This window comes from Marinobacter gelidimuriae, from assembly GCF_000372805.1.
In the GTDB taxonomy this organism is placed as follows: Bacteria; Pseudomonadota; Gammaproteobacteria; order Pseudomonadales; family Oleiphilaceae; genus Marinobacter; species Marinobacter gelidimuriae.
Genome location: NZ_KB889872.1, coordinates 1 through 14,587, shown reverse-complemented (window position 1 = coordinate 14,587; position 14,587 = coordinate 1). Strand labels below are relative to the sequence as shown.

Below are 14,587 nucleotides of genomic sequence, written 5' to 3'. Positions count from 1 at the left end.
TTTACGGCTTTCCAGAACTTTTTTCACCGTTTTCACGACAAACTTTACGACGAACAGGACAAACAGCATGTGTGGCATTGTAGGTGCGGTTTCAGAACGGGACGTTCACGGCATACTTCTTGAGGGACTGCGTCGCCTTGAATACCGCGGTTACGATTCAGCAGGTATGGCCGTGATTGACTCCGCAGCACAGGTGCATCGCGCCCGCGAAGTGGGCAAAGTGGCTGCTTTGGCTGAAGCTATTGCTGCCAATCCGCCGGCGGGTCCTGTGGGCATCGCCCATACACGTTGGGCCACCCACGGTGCGCCCTCGCAGATAAATGCCCATCCACACATGTCTGGCGACCGACTTGCCATCGTTCACAACGGCATTATCGAAAACTATCAGGACCTGCGTGAGGAACTGAAAGCTGAAGGCTTCGAATTTACCTCGCAAACCGACACCGAAGTGATCGCCCACCTGATCGAAAAAAAATACCGCATCAACGGCGATCTGTATCAAGCGGTTAGCCAGGCGATCAGCCATCTGCGAGGCGCTTACGCCCTGGCGGTCATACACGCCGATGAACCCGATCACATGGTCGTGTGCCGCGAAGGCAGTCCGCTGGTGATTGGCGTAGGCATCGGCGAGAACTTCATCGCATCTGACCAACTTGCGCTGCTGCCGGTAACCGACAGCTTCATGTTTTTGGAAGAAGGCGATATGGCAGACATTCGCCGCGACCGCATGGAAATTCGCGACCGCGAAGGGCAAGTGGTAGAACGCACAGTGAGTCGCTTTGAACACGGCAGCGATTCCGCTGATAAGGGCGAATATCGTCACTTCATGCTGAAGGAAATCTTTGAGCAGCCGCGGGTGATCAAAGCCACCATGGAAGGCCGGGTGACCGCCAAAAAAGTGATGGAACAAGCGCTGGGCACGTCCGCTGGAGACCTGCTCAAGGATGTGCGCCACGTGCAGATTATTGCCTGTGGCACCAGTTACCACGCCGGCATGGTGGCCCGTTACTGGATTGAAGACCTGGCCGGTGTGCCCTGCTCAGTGGAGGTGGCGTCCGAATTCCGCTATCGCAAACACGTAATCCAGCCCGACACCCTGTTCCTGTGCATTTCCCAGTCCGGTGAAACCGCTGATACCCTGGCGGCCTTGCGTCAGGCTAAAAAAGCCGGCTTTCGCGCCGCTTTGGCCATTTGTAACGTGCCAGGCAGCTCGCTGGTGCGCGAATCCGATTTGGTGATGATGACCCAGGCCGGGCCGGAAATTGGTGTGGCCTCCACCAAAGCCTTTACCACCCAGCTCACCGCGCTGCTGATTTTCACTCTGGCGTTGGCGCGCCACAACGGCCTGACTGAAGAGCGCGAAGCCGAAATCGTAGAGGCGCTTCATAAGGTGCCGGGACAGGTCGAACAGGTGTTGGCTTTAGACAGCGCCATCGCCGAGCTGTCTGGCGCCTTTTTGGACAAAGTCCACAGCCTGTTCCTGGGCCGTGGCTCTTTGTTCCCGGTGGCGCTGGAAGGTGCGCTGAAACTGAAAGAAATTTCCTACATACACGCCGAAGCCTATCCGGCTGGCGAGCTCAAACATGGCCCGCTGGCGCTGGTAGACAGCGACATGCCGGTCGTCACCGTCGCCCCGAACAACGCTATGCTGGAAAAGCTCAAGTCCAACCTTGAAGAAGTCCGCGCCCGCGGCGGTGAGCTGTTTGTGTTTGCCGACTCTCAAGCCAATGTAAAAGCGGAAGAAGGCCTGCACGTGTTGTCACTGCCGTCGGTACACGAGATTACCGCGCCCATCGTTTACACCGTGCCTTTGCAGTTGCTGTCGTATCACGTTGCCGTGTTGAAAGGTACTGACGTGGACCAGCCTCGAAATCTGGCGAAGAGTGTTACGGTGGAGTAGGCAAAGATCGCAGCTGCCAACGGTTGTGGCGTGATAATAAAGTTGGTAACAAGGTAATAAAGTTGGTAACTAATGGGGTAAGCCACTGATCTGCTGTCGATAAGGAGTGTAATGCTGGGACAAAGTTACCAACTTTATTTTTTAGCGCCTTCCACAGAAGGTTGCAGGCGCTTCCAATTAATTTAACGCACCAGAGCAACACACCTGGTCGTTGAAGGCCGAAGGCTGGACCTCTTCAAGTCCACAGCCCCAAACCCTGTGTGCCGTTTTGTCACACAAATTGACATAGATGAGAACTCTTGTTATCATCGTTTCCAACACTGACCAATAAGGGCCATTTAAGAAAAAACGCTCGGTCGGGAAGTCATATAAATAGCGGGAGCAAGGAAATGAAAACTCAGACTAATCAGGCGGGTAAAGATCCCCGTCTCGTCGCACGAGTGGATACACAAACGCAGCAATTTATCGCGCAAGCTGCTGAGCTATCTGGGATGACAATGAGCCAGTTTCTCATTGATTCAGCCCGCTCAAAAGCTGAAGAAGTGGTGGATCGGATTACCCGCATTCGGGTTTCTGTTGAGACAGGAAATAGGATGCTGGAAATCTTGGATCGGAAACCTCGGAAGCCATCGAGCAAGCTCATGCAGGATGCGCTCGACTACAAGGAGTCCGTAAATGACACTAACGCAACAAACGAGGCTCACGCCGATCCAGAAACGCCATAACCGCAAAGCTTTTGATTGCGGTTATGCTGACCTGAATGAATTCCTGGCTCACAGCGCCAGAGCTTCATCTGACAAGCGAATAACCCGAACATTCGTGATAGAAGCCCCCTCCGATCCAAACACGATCATGGCGTACATCACGCTAACCTACACAACCGTTGACCTACCCGTTGAGTGCAAGCCTGCGCGGAAACTGAAAAATCCTGTCCCTGCCTTACTCCTTGCAAAAATGGCCGTCGACAATCGATACAAGGGCTCCAGCTACGGAAAGCGCCTTCTCACCTTTGCGATCAAAGAAGCATCAGAGACCTCCAAAAGAGTCGGGGGTGTCGGCTTGGTGATTGACGCAAAAGACAATGACGCGAAGGCGTTTTACCTTAGCCGGGGCGGTGATGATTTCGAGATTATCGATGAGAGCGGCCTAAAGCTTTGGCTTCCTATTGATATCTGCGATGCCATCGCACAGACGCTAGGTGATCCGTGAGTCAAGGAGGTCGTTTCCATTGCTAACGCGTTTCGCCACCGGGAATGCTCTGAAACGCATGTGCGTAGGGTTTGCCGGATCGGGCCAGATCCCGGATCTCCTGATCGGACAACGGATTCGGATTCATTCGCCCTTGACCATCAAACATCTAGAGGCCATCCACATCGCTTGCTGCAAGGTGTCATTCACATCACGATGCGACTGATGATAGAGCTGGGCCGGGGTTGGTTTCGCCTAAGTAAAGCACGACTATCTTTGAACTTGAGCCCCCACTACTTACAAGATCTCGGTCCAGGTGGGCAGTCCCAGGTTGACCACACAGCTATCTCTGAGACCGTGTCAGCCACCTGGTCTTCGCAATTTTTGCGACAGTATGGATTGGGGGTGGATGGTCAGGCAGCCAACCATTGGCTGCCTGACCATATTCCGGAAACATCGACAATCCTTCAGCTACCTTTTATTAGCGACATGAGGCCGTGACGTTTCTGGGGTGCCGGTATCATATTCAATGCGGGATCAGTCAGCGTCGCCAGCCGCCACCCATTCGTCGATCAGATTGCGATTCTCGTCGATCCAGGTCTGGGCGCCCTCCACCGGATCACCGGTCTGCTCGATTTCCGCCATCAGGCCACCCAGAGTGTCATCGTCCATGTACCAGTCATTGAGCACGGCGGTGAGCCATGGATCCTCGTCAGCGAAGTCCTTGCGCGACATCCAGTGAATGTCATCGCTCTCGCCATAGACACCCTCGGGGTCCTCCAGGTACTTGAGGTCGTACTCGGCGAAGGCCCAGTGCGGGCTCCACAGCGTGACGACGATCGGTTTCTCACGCGTCTAGCGCCGCCATCATCGCCGGGCCCGAACTGTTGACCTGATTAAATGGCAACTCGTAGGCGTCGATGGCATCGTCGGTCAGGCTGGCGATGGCCGAGCCGGGACCGATGCCAAGGATGGCCGATCTACCCTGGTATTCATACGCCTCGGCGTTCTCGCCAAGCTCGGGAATGGTGTCGATCTCGGCGTAGCTCGGCACCACCAAGCCCAGGGCAGTGCCTTCGTACCAGACATCGTGTACATCAATTTCATCCTCGTAAGGCGCGAGGAAGGAGGCATCGGTGGTAGGCAGCCAGATCTCCATGGAGATATCGACGTCCTCGTTGGCCAGGCCACTGTAGAGAACGCTCTTTCCGATATCGGATAGCTCGATGTCATAATCGTGCTCTTGCTCAAGGATGATCTTCCACATGTTGGCCACGGTGTGGGATCATAATAAAGTTGGTAACAACTTAAAAGAGTTGGTAACTTTGTAATAAAGTTGGTAACTCACGAACGTTGTGGCAAAGTCAGGTCATTCTTTCCAGGAATCTAGGGAATGACCGATTACAAGCTCGAAAAACGTGTCCAGAAGTGGATCAAAGAAGGAAGAGGCAGCGGGAACGGCAAGGACTACCACCCCTGGCTCACTGTCAGAGATCTATCTTCCCGAGGCCGTTCACATCGGGTGATGGGCCATCTTACGCAACGGACTCATCACCTTCTCTCTGACATGGAACTGGCGGCCTTTCTTTTGCTGGAGTGGAATCCAGCCGTCACTGACATCCGCGAGCAATTCCCCCTCCGTTTAGAAGACACTCTGATTCTTGCTGAAGAAGCCAACATTCGGCACCCTGAAGTGGGCGGGTATACAAAGATCATGTCCTCCGATTTTGTTGTTGATCTCTTCGCGCCGTCCGGGCCTGAGCGATTGGCTATTCAGGTTAAAGATTCCTCTGATCTTAAAGACCCACGAACTGTCGAAAAGCTGGAGCTTGAGCGCCGCTATTGGAAAAGAAGGGCATTTCCTGGTATCTACTCACTGAAAAGCAGATCCCCAAAACCGTGGTGAAAAATCTGGACATTCTTTATTCCGCCAGAGTCCAAAGTGAGAGTCTGGAGATACTGTTTAACAGCCTTCCCGTCTACGTCGACTCTCTGGAAGCTAACCCCAATACCAAGCTCCCGGATATCGGAATGTTGATTGACCGGTCCTATTCGCTGGAAGCCGGCACCTCCCTGGCGCGATTACGAGCGTTGATGGCTCTAAGGGCACTGACATTTGATATCTCAACTCCCTGGAGTCGATTGGTAGCGCGAGATCTTCAGGTTGTTGAGGACATAACATTGTTGAGGGCGAGTTATGCAGCGAATCAATGATGTCATTCAGATGGGGGATGAGCGGTACCGGATACTGACGATGTCTGGAAATTTTGTCATTTGGATTAATATTGATTCAGCCAAAGCTTTTCCGGAAGTTGTCACAACAGACCAAATTGAGCAGTGGATACTTGATGAGTCCCTGCGGAAATTAGACGATCCTTTTTCCTATCTCGCAACTATTCCTGTTCAGCAGGGGGCCAATGCCCAGAAAATCCGCGATGAACGAAATGAACTGATCGCGCCGTTGCTGGCTGACGAAGAGATTTATTATCGCAGCGGCAGGGGGCAGTTGGTGCAAGCCCGTAGTGACGAAACTGGTACGCCACGAAAAACCCTCTACAAGAATCTTCGACAATATTGGCAGCGGGGGGCAATACCCAACGCGCTGTTACCGGATTACAGCAAGTCCGGTGGAAAAGACCAGAAGAAAACTTCCAAGAAGAAACTGGGGCGGCCCCGAAAAACGGCCCCAGGCACTGGCATTACAGTTGATTCGTCTATTGAGGGAATGTTCCGCATCGTACTTGATCGGCATTACGTCAATGATAAGGGGCGCGCCTTGCCCTATGCCCACAGAAAATTCATGGATATGTTTGAGGCGGCAAATCCAGATGTGCACCGAGAGGATTACCCAACGGTGATTCAACTCCGGTACTTCTATGAACGTGAGTACAAGAAAGCTGATCGGATTCGTTTACGTACCAACAGAATAACCTACCAAAAGGACGTCCGCCCATTAATTGGTACCGCCACGGCTGGCGTACTGGGCCCAGGATCAAGATATGAAATCGACGCGACAATTGCCGACATCTACCTCTTGTCGGCCGATCGACACAACGTAATTGGCCGCCCCACGTTATACGTAGTGGTCGATGTCTTCAGCCGGATGGTAACAGGCTTTTATGTTGGGCTGGAAAATCCGTCCTATGTGACGGCCATGGGTGCTTTGGTCACCTCGATGTCTGATAAGACCGATCTGTGTGGTCGGTATGGTCTTGAAATTACCAGTGAGCAATGGCCCACCGTTGGGATACCCGATGCGATCCTAGCGGATCGAGGTGAATTGCTGGGCTACCAGATAGAGTCACTGGAAAAAGCTTTCGGTGTCCGGATAGAAATCACCCCACCTTTCCGGGGCGATGCGAAAGGCATTGTCGAGCGCTACTTCCGCACTCTGCAGGCCGAGTTCAAACCGTTTGCTCCTGGCGTTGTGACCGGCACAAAAGTCAGAAAGCAGGGAGGCAAGGATTATCGATTGGATGCAACGCTGACACTGGAAGACTTTACGCGCATTATGCTCGCCTCCATTCTGCACCGGAATCAGTACGCTGTGCTGCCAAAATATGATCGTGATGCGGATATGCCCAATGATATGGCATTAACCCCGCTCAACATTTGGAACTGGGGCATACAATACCGTACCGGCCGACTGAGAAATGTATCTGAAGACGCTCTACGACTTGCCTTATTGCCAAGGCAAAAAGTCTATTTGTCCGATCTGGGGGTGAGCTGTTTTGGTGCTTACTACACATCGAAAGAGCTGTTGGCATCCGGTTGGCTGCATCGCAACGGTGAGCGCAGGGTAACTAACCTGCGTGCTGCCTATGATCCCGCAGTTGCTGATCATATCTATCTTTTCCCTGAAGATGGCAGCTCAGAATACTGGGTGTGCGCTCTGACTGATCGTTCACGCCAGTATCGAGGCAAGTCGATGTGGGAGCTGTGGGCCAGTCAGGAGCAGCAACGGCAAGCTGCCAGCACCGCAAAGGTTGCTGAAACAACAAGCAAGCGAGACCTCGAAAACCTGGTCAGCCGAACCATCAAAGACGCTGAACGTTCACGCCCCACAGTATTCAAACAATCCAAAGCGGCGACAGTCAGGGGCATACGCGATAATCGAAAGCAAGAGCGGGATGCTCAGAGAACTGAGCAAACAAAAGCACGCCAGCCTGACAACAGCAAACCGAAGTCTGAGGTAACCTACCTGCATGGAAAACCGGATGAAGGCTCTTTCCCGGACTTCATAGACGAGCTGTTTGGAGACGACGAATGACACTACCCGCAGGAATGGTGAGTGCGGTTTACCGGAAGACAGAGGTTCCAGGCTACCAGGGAAATCCATTGATTGAGGCGTTGCCGCCCATCCTTGAGCGCAAACAGCTAAAGGTCGGGCTTAGAGGAAGCATAAAGCTCCGGCCGGCGGATAGTTACCTTGATGGTGAAACCAGAATTCACATTATCTCCCAACTACTCGATGGTTTCTTTCAGCCATTAGCACGCCATATCGAGCTGGAATCCAAAATCTCGATTATGCTACGCCAGGGGTATGTAGGAAGAAACCTGGCGACCGGAGACCTCTCGGCCCATATACAGAACGGGTACGAGCGCGATATTATGGGAACCTCTGAGCAAGCCTGCTCCTGAAGAAAACGTGCTGCGCACCGAATGGGGCGCGTTCACGAGCAAACTCTGGAAATACCAGTGGTTGACCAAAGCCAGTGAGGAGATCTCCGATGAACTGAGAGGTCTGTGGTTCAACCTTTCTCAGGGCATCATGGATGTCGTCATTAAGCTGTTTGTGCTATCCCAGATTCGAGCGGTGGTGACGGGCACGGAACGTATCACGCCCAACATCATGACAGCGGTCTATCAAGATGAGCTGAAACCAATTCATCCCATGATGGAAGCACTGCGGTCGGGCGATCCCAGCAAAATAGCCCGCTATTCTGATCTCACAATTCCGGATATTGATAAGAAAATTTTGGAACTCAGTAACCTGCTGGAATCCAGTAAGGATCAGATCCGAAAATCGGTGCAGTACGGAGGTAACGACCAGGCAATCCGGTTGCATAACATGCTGGTTGATATGGGCTACGAGTCCGATTTTTTGGAACCTCTGATCCAAAGAGCGTTTGAAGAGCACACCGACTTACAGATTAAAGATCTGATGCCCATCATTCTGAACTGGTATCAGTCTTTGGAGCAGTCGCCACCGGCGAAGAGAAAGCAAAAAACCAAATCGATCAAAGTAAAGGAGTGGCACACTCTCGACTCGGACGATTTTCGTTTTATGCACTCCCAGGCGGCGAACGAGGAACAAATGCTGGATGCCGTTCAGCAATCGGGCCTAGTGTTTAAAACAGATCAGTGGCTTACCTTCAGTCACAACGCTCGCGGAGAATACAATGGCCCATTCCAATGAGGATTGAAGCCGAGAATCTGCCAGACAGCACCATCAGCTGCTCAAGCTGTCAGGCTTGCTGTTGTCGCCTCGAAGTCATGCTGATTACAGAGACCGGCGTGCCAGAGCGCTTCATTGCAACGGACCAGTGGGGCAGCCGCACCATGGCCCGACTGGACGACGGCTGGTGCGCCGCGCTGGACCGCCACACCATGTCTTGCTCAATTTATCAGAAGCGCCCGTTCATCTGCCGTGAATTCGAAATGGGCGGCTACGAGTGCATAGTCGAGCGTGCCGTTCCTTAGTGTCCCGTCTGTAAGTCTTATTGCCTGTGCGGGTGTGTTATCGTCATAACTAGCTACTATTACGCGAGCTATTCAAATCGCGACAGCATAAAGTGAAAGGGTGACTGGCAATGAACATAAACGAAGTGGCGTTTTCAGTATTGGATTTAGCCTCCACAAAAGACAACGATGAAGGCGCAACGCCGGCTTTACATCGTTCACTGGCGCTGGCCAAACATGTGGAACAGTTAGGCTTCAACCGTTACTGGGTGGCCGAACACCACAATATGGATGCCATTGTTAGCTCGGCCACCGCGGTTGTGATTGGTTATCTGGCGGCGGGCACGCAGAAAATGCGCGTGGGAGCAGGGGGTGTGATGCTGCCAAACCACGCGCCCATCGTGATCGCCGAACAGTTCGGCACGTTGGAAGCGCTTTACCCTGGCCGTATTGACCTGGGTTTGGGCCGCGCGCCTGGCACTGACCCGCTCACATCCCGCGCTTTGCGCAAACACCTGAGCGGAAGTGTGGATGACTTTCCTGCGGACGTGGAAGAGCTGCAGGCATTTCTGGGGCCGCGCCAGCCAGGCCAAAAGGTTGTGGCTATGCCGGGTGTGGACAGCAACGTGCCGATCTGGTTGTTGGGTTCCAGCTTGTTCAGCGCACAACTGGCGGCAAAGAAGGGTTTGCCTTACGCCTTTGCGTCGCATTTTGCGCCGCGCATGATGATGCAGGCTATAGACATATACCGCAGCCAGTTTCAGCCGTCGGAATTGTTGGACAAGCCCTATGTAATGCTGGGTGTGCCCTTGGTTGCGGCCGACACCGATGAGCAAGCCGAGTTGTTGGCCACCACCACCTATCAACGCATACTGTCGTTAATCCGTGGCCAGAGCCTGAAGATGCGCCCGCCAGTGGCGAGCATGGATGGCCTGTGGCATCCCCAGGAAGAGCAAACCGTGCGAGATTTTCTGGGCCTGGCGATGATTGGCAGTGGCGACACCATCAAACAAAAACTGCAAACGCTTTTGCAGCACACCCAGGCGGATGAGCTTCTTTTCACCTGCGATCTTTATAACCAGCAAGACCGCTTGCGTTCGTTTGAGATTCTGGCTGCTCTCAAGAATTAGCCGGGTCTTAAAATTCTGGCCATAAAGCCCCGGCTTGCTATTTTTCCTGAGCCGTTTTTACTCGTATTTTGTTGGTGCCCAGACGGGTCTCGTGCAACTTTGCCTTGGCCAGTTTCGCCTGTTTTGCATCGGGCATCTCCACGAAACCGAACCCTTTTGATTTGCCGGTTTCTTTATCCAGAACCAGAGTGCATTCGGTTACGGTGCCGTGTGCCTCAAACAGCTCGCGGATTTCCTGTTCGGTGGTGGTGCGGGCGAGATTACGAATTAATAGTTGCATGGTAAGCCACAGTGATAGGGGGTGATAGAAAGTTATTCCCGCGATTGTTTCAGCATGGCTGGATAAGAACAAGCGCCGCAGTTAACTTTGCGTTTTTGGGGAGTCTTTTTGCCGTTGATGTAAGCGTGCTTACGCGGAAGACTCAGCGTTTCCAGAGCAAATAGCTTTCAATCACATCCCGGACAAATACAGCGTAGTCGTCGACGCCAACGCCTTGATCACGATATTTTCGGCGCTTCAAATACCAATCCTGCAACAAGGCCTTTGTCATTAGGGAAACTAAACGCGCGTTTTTTGCGCCGTATATTTTTTTTTTGATGCCATCTTCAATCAAATCCAGAAAGATCTCTTCAATTTCAAGTTCGATCGCAATAGCGTCACGCTTTTGTGGAGCCGGTAGACTCTTTGCTTCCATGTAGGAAAAGTAGAACCAGGCTCGCATTTGTTCGCTCAGATATAGATGGGCCTTGATGGCGGCAAACAATCGATCGCGTATATCCTCGACCTGGCTTGTGTAATGAAGAAGAGTCCGGCGCGTGATAATAAAACCGTGGCTTTGAATCAAATGAATCAGGTCGGCTTTGTTGCTAATGTAGGCGTATAGCCCGCCCATGCTCATCCCTGAATCGGCGCACAAATCTCTCAATGTCATCGCATGAAAACCCTTGGAATTGGCCAGTCGAAGGGTTGACTCAATAATCCGTGTCAGGTTTTTGACCGCAGTTGCCTCCTTTTTAATGCTTATGCGGTCTTTGTTTTGACGGTAAACATCACGGATCACATCCTCCTTCGACAGGCTCAATTCGCCGCGAAACGCTTCATAATTTTCAATCATATCCGCTCCTACAGCGATTATTCCAATCCAGATTACGCGACCGACAAGAACCTTTCCTGAGTGGCCTGGTCAGCTCGCAGTTCGTCACTAGTGGCCTGATGGACAACCTGCCCCTTTTCCAGAATGTAGGCTTTCCGGGCATGTTTCAGTGCGAATCGAACACTCTGGTCAGTGAACAGTATGGTCGTGGTCTGACTAAGATCGTCAATCAACTCCCCAATCTGCTGCACAATAACCGGGGCCAGTCCCTCATTGGGTTCATCCAGCAACAGCAGCCTTGGCTGAGTCATCAACGACCGAGCTACTGCCAGCATTTGCTGCTGTCCGCCAGACAAAGTAGCTCCGTCTTGATCTTCTCGCTCTCCCAACATTTCGTATTTCTTGAGGATATTATCCACTGTCCAACGGGCGGCACTTCCCTTGCGCTGATAAGCGGCCACTTCGAGGTTGTCCCGGACGCTCAGGCTGGGAAAAATCCGGCGATCCTCCGGCACATAACCAATGCCTGAACGGGCAATTCGGTGCGGCGGCAAACCCTGAATTCGCTTGCCGTTAAAGATCACCTCACCAGATCGCGGAGGTGTTAAACCAATAATACTTTTCAGTGTTGTACTCTTTCCGGCTCCGTTCCGGCCGAGTAGACAAACCGTCTCACCCTCTTCCAGTTGAAGAGTAACGCCCTGAAGCGCTTGGCTTTCGCCATAGAACGTCTGGATATTGCGAACATCAAGAATCATGCGCCGGTCTCCTCGGTCACTTCGTCTTCGTCTTCGTCTTCACCCAAGTAGGCACGCCGAACCTCAGGATGGCTCTTCACTTCCGCTGGAGTGCCTGCAAACAATTTTTCACCACGGTGCATGACGAGAATGCGATCCGCTAAATCGAAGACCACATCCATATCATGCTCGGTGATGAGGAACGTATAGTCACCACTGTCTGCCAGACTTTTGATCAGTCTTGTGGTTCGTCGGGTTTCCTCCGGCGTCATTCCTGCCGTTGGCTCGTCCAGCAGAACCAATTTTGGACGCGTCGCCAGAACCATCGCTATTTCTAACAGACGCTTGTCGCCATAACTGATGACCTCGGCACGTTGATCCTTGAGGCTATCGACACCCAGGCGCTTGAGGAGCTCTACCGCTTCCTGCTGAATACCGGTGTTTCGAGACGCAATATTAAACAGCTTGCGACTGTGGCCATGAAAAGCCGACAACACCACTTCAACGTTTTCTTGGACCGTCATCTCAGGAAAAATGTTGTTGATCTGGAAAGAACGTGAAATTCCCAATCTGCTAATTTTATGGGGTGGCAGGCCAGTGATGTCTTTACCATCAAGCGTGATATTGCCCTCAGAGGGCTGCATCCGGCCAGAAACCATGTTGTAAAACGTTGTCTTGCCCGCGCCGTTGGGGCCAATGATAGCCATGGTCTCCTTCCGCATGACGTCCAGATTGATGCTCGAAACCGCAGCGTTTCCACCAAAACGTTTGGTAAGGTTCGATATGGTGAGAATTGGATTAATCATTTCTTTATCTCCATCCACCAGTCAAGGACGGTACCCAGTAAGCCCTTGCGGAAGAAAATGACCATCAGGGCGAGAATAATACCGAGAACAAGCATCCAGGACTCGGTAAAGCTGGTTATCCAGGTTTCCAGCAGTACAAACACCGCCGAGCCAACGAACGGTCCTAAGAAGTAGCCTGTGCCACCCAGGATAGCCATTAGTATCGGCTCTGCAGACATCGACCAATGCAGCAGTTCAGGGCTCGCAACTCGAAGGAACGGAGCCATTAGACCACCTGCCAAGCCAGCAAAAGAGCCTGCAATCACAAAAGCCACCAACCGATAAGTGCGCACATTCAGGCCGGCAAATGACACCCGCTCATGATTCTGGCGAATAGCTCTCAGAATCATGCCGAATGAACTACGACAAATCAGATATAGCACCGCCGAGGCAATAACAACAATGGCTAGCACCACGTGATAGTAGACAGCTGGATTCGCCAGAGTCAGATCAAGCCCGAGCCCGAATGAGCCCAGGGAAAAGCCCGCTAGCCCGTCACTGCCATTGGTGACTGAGCGCCATTGGTATGCAATAGCAAAAACCATCATGCCAAAGGCCAGAGTCAACATGGCGAAATACACTTCATTCAGCCGAACGCAGAAAAAACCAATGATCAAGGCCAATAGCGCGGAGGCACCCATGGATACCAGTAGGCTGACAACGAACGGCCACTCCAGATGTATTAGCATCAGTGCCATAGCGTAGGAGCCGATACCGAAGAAGGCCGCATGCCCGAAACTCAGCATTCCTGTATAGCCAAAAATCAGATTAAAACTGACTGCGAACAAGCCTAGAATAAGAATTTCGGTAAAAATGAAAATATAAAAGTAAGAGACAATCCAAGGCACCGCAATCAGCCCCGCAATCACCAAAGTCAGCAAGGCCCATAAAATCTTGATCTTCATGCCGCTGCCCCTTTGCCCATGATGCCATTAGGTTTGAACCATGCCTATCCGGTTCGTTGCCAATTTATGCTCCTGGGTGAATCCACGAACCGTGATAAAGCGAATCGTAGGTTGGTGCTTCGGTATGAGAAGCCAGGCCGAGGATGGAGTTGAAGGCCGTCATTGGGTAGAAACGCCGGTTGAAACGGAACGTGAACTCGTTGAGATACGCTTGTAGATGCTGCTTACTGACGCCATGGTGAGTGCCCATCAACCAGGTCTTGAGATTGGAGAATGCGATATGGATCGCAGGAAGGTGGGCGTCAGTTTTGGTGCCATCGCCATTGAGCGTTATCGCCTCATGGGCGTAGCCCAAGCTCGCCAGATTTCCGTACCCGCCCCATCCGTCCGTGCGCACCACCGCTTTCACCACGACGTTCTCCTGCACGAACCTCGTCAGCGTCGCGCCTTCCCGGTCAGCCACGACACTCAGCCGCAATCTGCCAGCGTAGTGCGTGTTTCGGTGCTTTCGCCCGGCCGTGTCCATCGACCGCTGGCGGACCTCGATTGCCCCTGCCACCAAGGCTTTGTGGTGGATTCCGCGTCCTTCGCCGCGGGTGCGACCGCCGACCAAAGTCTCGTCAACCTCGACTGGCCACTCGGTTCCAACGGTGTCGCGGTCGGGGCGGATCATGCTGGCGCGCAATTTGTGCAAGATCTGAAAGGCGGTCTCATAGCGCGACAGCCCAAGCTGACGCTGGAACTGCACGGCCGACATCCCCGGCGTCTGCGTCGTCATCAGGTAGGCACCCCAGAACCAAGTCGACAAGGCCATGCGACTGCCGTGCATGGCCGTCCCAGCGGTAAGCGAGATATTGGATTGGCAATGCCGGCAGCGCAAAACAACGGTTTGGCGCTTGGAGAAACGGTAGGGCGCGTCGACGGCGCCGCACCTCGGGCAGGCGAACCCATCCGGCCAGCGAAGGTGTTCAAGGTAGCGCGCGCAAGCTGCGTCATCGGGAAACGCCCGCTGAAATTCCGGGATCGAAGTCGGGAAGCCGCGCTGGTCCATCGGCATAAATTAGCATCGATTTCTCACTTTGGCAACGAACCGGATAGGCATGGTT

At 52.8% G+C, this 14,587-nt stretch carries 16 protein-coding genes and 1 pseudogene; 10 read left to right on the top strand and 7 right to left on the bottom strand.

Translation table 11 applies throughout. From position 1 onward, the window contains the following. Nucleotides 1-67: 67 nt before the first annotated feature. The 3 genes from glmS to A3OI_RS0105400 all read left to right on the top strand — a co-directional run bounded on the left by glmS (nt 68) and on the right by A3OI_RS0105400 (nt 3,109). A complete protein-coding gene (gene glmS, locus A3OI_RS0105410; RefSeq protein ID WP_018403294.1) occupies nt 68-1,900 on the top strand; it encodes a glutamine--fructose-6-phosphate transaminase (isomerizing) in 1,833 nt (610 codons plus the stop codon). Between the two features lie 389 nt (nt 1,901-2,289). Then, a complete protein-coding gene (locus A3OI_RS0105405; RefSeq protein WP_018403293.1) occupies nt 2,290-2,625 on the top strand; it encodes a type II toxin-antitoxin system TacA family antitoxin in 336 nt (111 codons plus the stop codon). Beyond that, nucleotides 2,576-3,109, top strand: coding sequence for a GNAT family N-acetyltransferase (locus tag A3OI_RS0105400; protein ID WP_018403292.1), 534 nt, complete (start codon nt 2,576-2,578; stop codon nt 3,107-3,109). Before A3OI_RS0105405 ends, A3OI_RS0105400 begins: the two co-directional genes overlap by 50 nt. A 516-nt stretch (nt 3,110-3,625) precedes the next feature. On the opposite strand, the pseudogene A3OI_RS23715 reads toward A3OI_RS0105400, so the two are convergent. Beyond that, a pseudogene (locus tag A3OI_RS23715) lies at nt 3,626-4,355 on the bottom strand (glycine betaine ABC transporter substrate-binding protein). A 126-nt stretch (nt 4,356-4,481) separates the two neighbouring features. Between A3OI_RS23715 and A3OI_RS23710 the strand changes: the two are divergent. The 7 genes from A3OI_RS23710 to A3OI_RS0105370 all read left to right on the top strand — a co-directional run bounded on the left by A3OI_RS23710 (nt 4,482) and on the right by A3OI_RS0105370 (nt 9,900). Next, complete coding sequence (locus tag A3OI_RS23710) at nt 4,482-4,994, top strand: TnsA endonuclease N-terminal domain-containing protein (protein WP_228702900.1); 513 nt, start codon at nt 4,482-4,484, stop codon at nt 4,992-4,994. Continuing rightward, nucleotides 4,988-5,302 carry a TnsA endonuclease C-terminal domain-containing protein gene (locus A3OI_RS23705; protein ID WP_228702899.1) on the top strand — a complete coding sequence of 105 codons (315 nt, stop codon included), beginning with the start codon at nt 4,988-4,990 and terminating at the stop codon, nt 5,300-5,302. The genes A3OI_RS23710 and A3OI_RS23705 overlap by 7 nt, the downstream gene beginning before the upstream one ends. Further along, on the top strand, nt 5,286-7,358 hold the full coding sequence (locus A3OI_RS0105385) for a DDE-type integrase/transposase/recombinase (RefSeq protein WP_026224018.1): 2,073 nt from the start codon (nt 5,286-5,288) through the stop codon (nt 7,356-7,358). Before A3OI_RS23705 ends, A3OI_RS0105385 begins: the two co-directional genes overlap by 17 nt. Continuing rightward, the gene (locus tag A3OI_RS23700) at nt 7,355-7,729 is read left to right on the top strand and encodes a hypothetical protein (protein WP_051078069.1); all 375 of its coding nucleotides are present in this window, start codon (nt 7,355-7,357) and stop codon (nt 7,727-7,729) included. The genes A3OI_RS0105385 and A3OI_RS23700 overlap by 4 nt, the downstream gene beginning before the upstream one ends. 7 nt (nt 7,730-7,736) lie before the next feature. Next, entirely contained in the window at nt 7,737-8,507 is a 771-nt protein-coding gene (locus A3OI_RS21070) for a hypothetical protein (RefSeq protein ID WP_051078068.1), read from the top strand. Continuing rightward, nucleotides 8,504-8,791: a YkgJ family cysteine cluster protein gene (locus tag A3OI_RS0105375; RefSeq protein ID WP_018403290.1), complete on the top strand. Its 288-nt coding sequence runs from the start codon at nt 8,504-8,506 to the stop codon at nt 8,789-8,791. Before A3OI_RS21070 ends, A3OI_RS0105375 begins: the two co-directional genes overlap by 4 nt. A gap of 110 nt (nt 8,792-8,901) precedes the next feature. Continuing rightward, the gene (locus A3OI_RS0105370; RefSeq protein WP_018403289.1) at nt 8,902-9,900 is read left to right on the top strand and encodes an LLM class flavin-dependent oxidoreductase; all 999 of its coding nucleotides are present in this window, start codon (nt 8,902-8,904) and stop codon (nt 9,898-9,900) included. Between the two features lie 37 nt (nt 9,901-9,937). Here A3OI_RS0105370 and A3OI_RS0105365 read toward each other — a convergent pair whose 3' ends face one another. From A3OI_RS0105365 to A3OI_RS0105340, 6 genes are all read right to left on the bottom strand, one after another. Beyond that, a complete protein-coding gene (locus tag A3OI_RS0105365; protein WP_018403288.1) occupies nt 9,938-10,180 on the bottom strand; it encodes an RNA recognition motif domain-containing protein in 243 nt (80 codons plus the stop codon). A 142-nt stretch (nt 10,181-10,322) separates the two neighbouring features. After that, on the bottom strand, nt 10,323-11,015 hold the full coding sequence (locus A3OI_RS0105360; protein WP_018403287.1) for a TetR/AcrR family transcriptional regulator: 693 nt from the start codon (nt 11,013-11,015) through the stop codon (nt 10,323-10,325). A 32-nt stretch (nt 11,016-11,047) separates the two neighbouring features. Further along, nucleotides 11,048-11,752 carry an ABC transporter ATP-binding protein gene (locus A3OI_RS0105355; RefSeq protein ID WP_018403286.1) on the bottom strand — a complete coding sequence of 235 codons (705 nt, stop codon included), beginning with the start codon at nt 11,750-11,752 and terminating at the stop codon, nt 11,048-11,050. After that, on the bottom strand, nt 11,749-12,537 hold the full coding sequence (locus A3OI_RS0105350) for an ABC transporter ATP-binding protein (RefSeq protein ID WP_018403285.1): 789 nt from the start codon (nt 12,535-12,537) through the stop codon (nt 11,749-11,751). Before A3OI_RS0105350 ends, A3OI_RS0105355 begins: the two co-directional genes overlap by 4 nt. Further along, nucleotides 12,534-13,481: a branched-chain amino acid ABC transporter permease gene (locus A3OI_RS0105345; RefSeq protein WP_018403284.1), complete on the bottom strand. Its 948-nt coding sequence runs from the start codon at nt 13,479-13,481 to the stop codon at nt 12,534-12,536. Before A3OI_RS0105345 ends, A3OI_RS0105350 begins: the two co-directional genes overlap by 4 nt. Before the next feature lie 64 nt (nt 13,482-13,545). Next, a complete protein-coding gene (locus tag A3OI_RS0105340; RefSeq protein ID WP_407635515.1) occupies nt 13,546-14,532 on the bottom strand; it encodes an IS1595 family transposase in 987 nt (328 codons plus the stop codon). Nucleotides 14,533-14,587 lie beyond the last annotated feature (55 nt).

Excerpts from the sequence above, each read along its gene's own strand:
- glmS (WP_018403294.1), top strand. The coding sequence starts at position 68 with ATGTGTGGCATTGTAGGTGCGGTTTCAGAACGGGACGTTCACGGCATA.
- A3OI_RS0105405 (WP_018403293.1), top strand. The coding sequence starts at position 2,290 with ATGAAAACTCAGACTAATCAGGCGGGTAAAGATCCCCGTCTCGTCGCA.
- A3OI_RS0105400 (WP_018403292.1), top strand. The coding sequence starts at position 2,576 with ATGACACTAACGCAACAAACGAGGCTCACGCCGATCCAGAAACGCCAT.
- A3OI_RS23710 (WP_228702900.1), top strand. The coding sequence starts at position 4,482 with ATGACCGATTACAAGCTCGAAAAACGTGTCCAGAAGTGGATCAAAGAA.
- A3OI_RS0105385 (WP_026224018.1), top strand. The coding sequence starts at position 5,286 with ATGCAGCGAATCAATGATGTCATTCAGATGGGGGATGAGCGGTACCGG.
- A3OI_RS23700 (WP_051078069.1), top strand. The coding sequence starts at position 7,355 with ATGACACTACCCGCAGGAATGGTGAGTGCGGTTTACCGGAAGACAGAG.
- A3OI_RS0105375 (WP_018403290.1), top strand. The coding sequence starts at position 8,504 with ATGAGGATTGAAGCCGAGAATCTGCCAGACAGCACCATCAGCTGCTCA.
- A3OI_RS0105370 (WP_018403289.1), top strand. The coding sequence starts at position 8,902 with ATGAACATAAACGAAGTGGCGTTTTCAGTATTGGATTTAGCCTCCACA.
- A3OI_RS0105365 (WP_018403288.1), bottom strand. The coding sequence starts at position 10,180 with ATGCAACTATTAATTCGTAATCTCGCCCGCACCACCACCGAACAGGAA.
- A3OI_RS0105360 (WP_018403287.1), bottom strand. The coding sequence starts at position 11,015 with ATGATTGAAAATTATGAAGCGTTTCGCGGCGAATTGAGCCTGTCGAAG.
- A3OI_RS0105355 (WP_018403286.1), bottom strand. The coding sequence starts at position 11,752 with ATGATTCTTGATGTTCGCAATATCCAGACGTTCTATGGCGAAAGCCAA.
- A3OI_RS0105350 (WP_018403285.1), bottom strand. The coding sequence starts at position 12,537 with ATGATTAATCCAATTCTCACCATATCGAACCTTACCAAACGTTTTGGT.
- A3OI_RS0105345 (WP_018403284.1), bottom strand. The coding sequence starts at position 13,481 with ATGAAGATCAAGATTTTATGGGCCTTGCTGACTTTGGTGATTGCGGGG.
- A3OI_RS0105340 (WP_407635515.1), bottom strand. The coding sequence starts at position 14,532 with ATGGACCAGCGCGGCTTCCCGACTTCGATCCCGGAATTTCAGCGGGCG.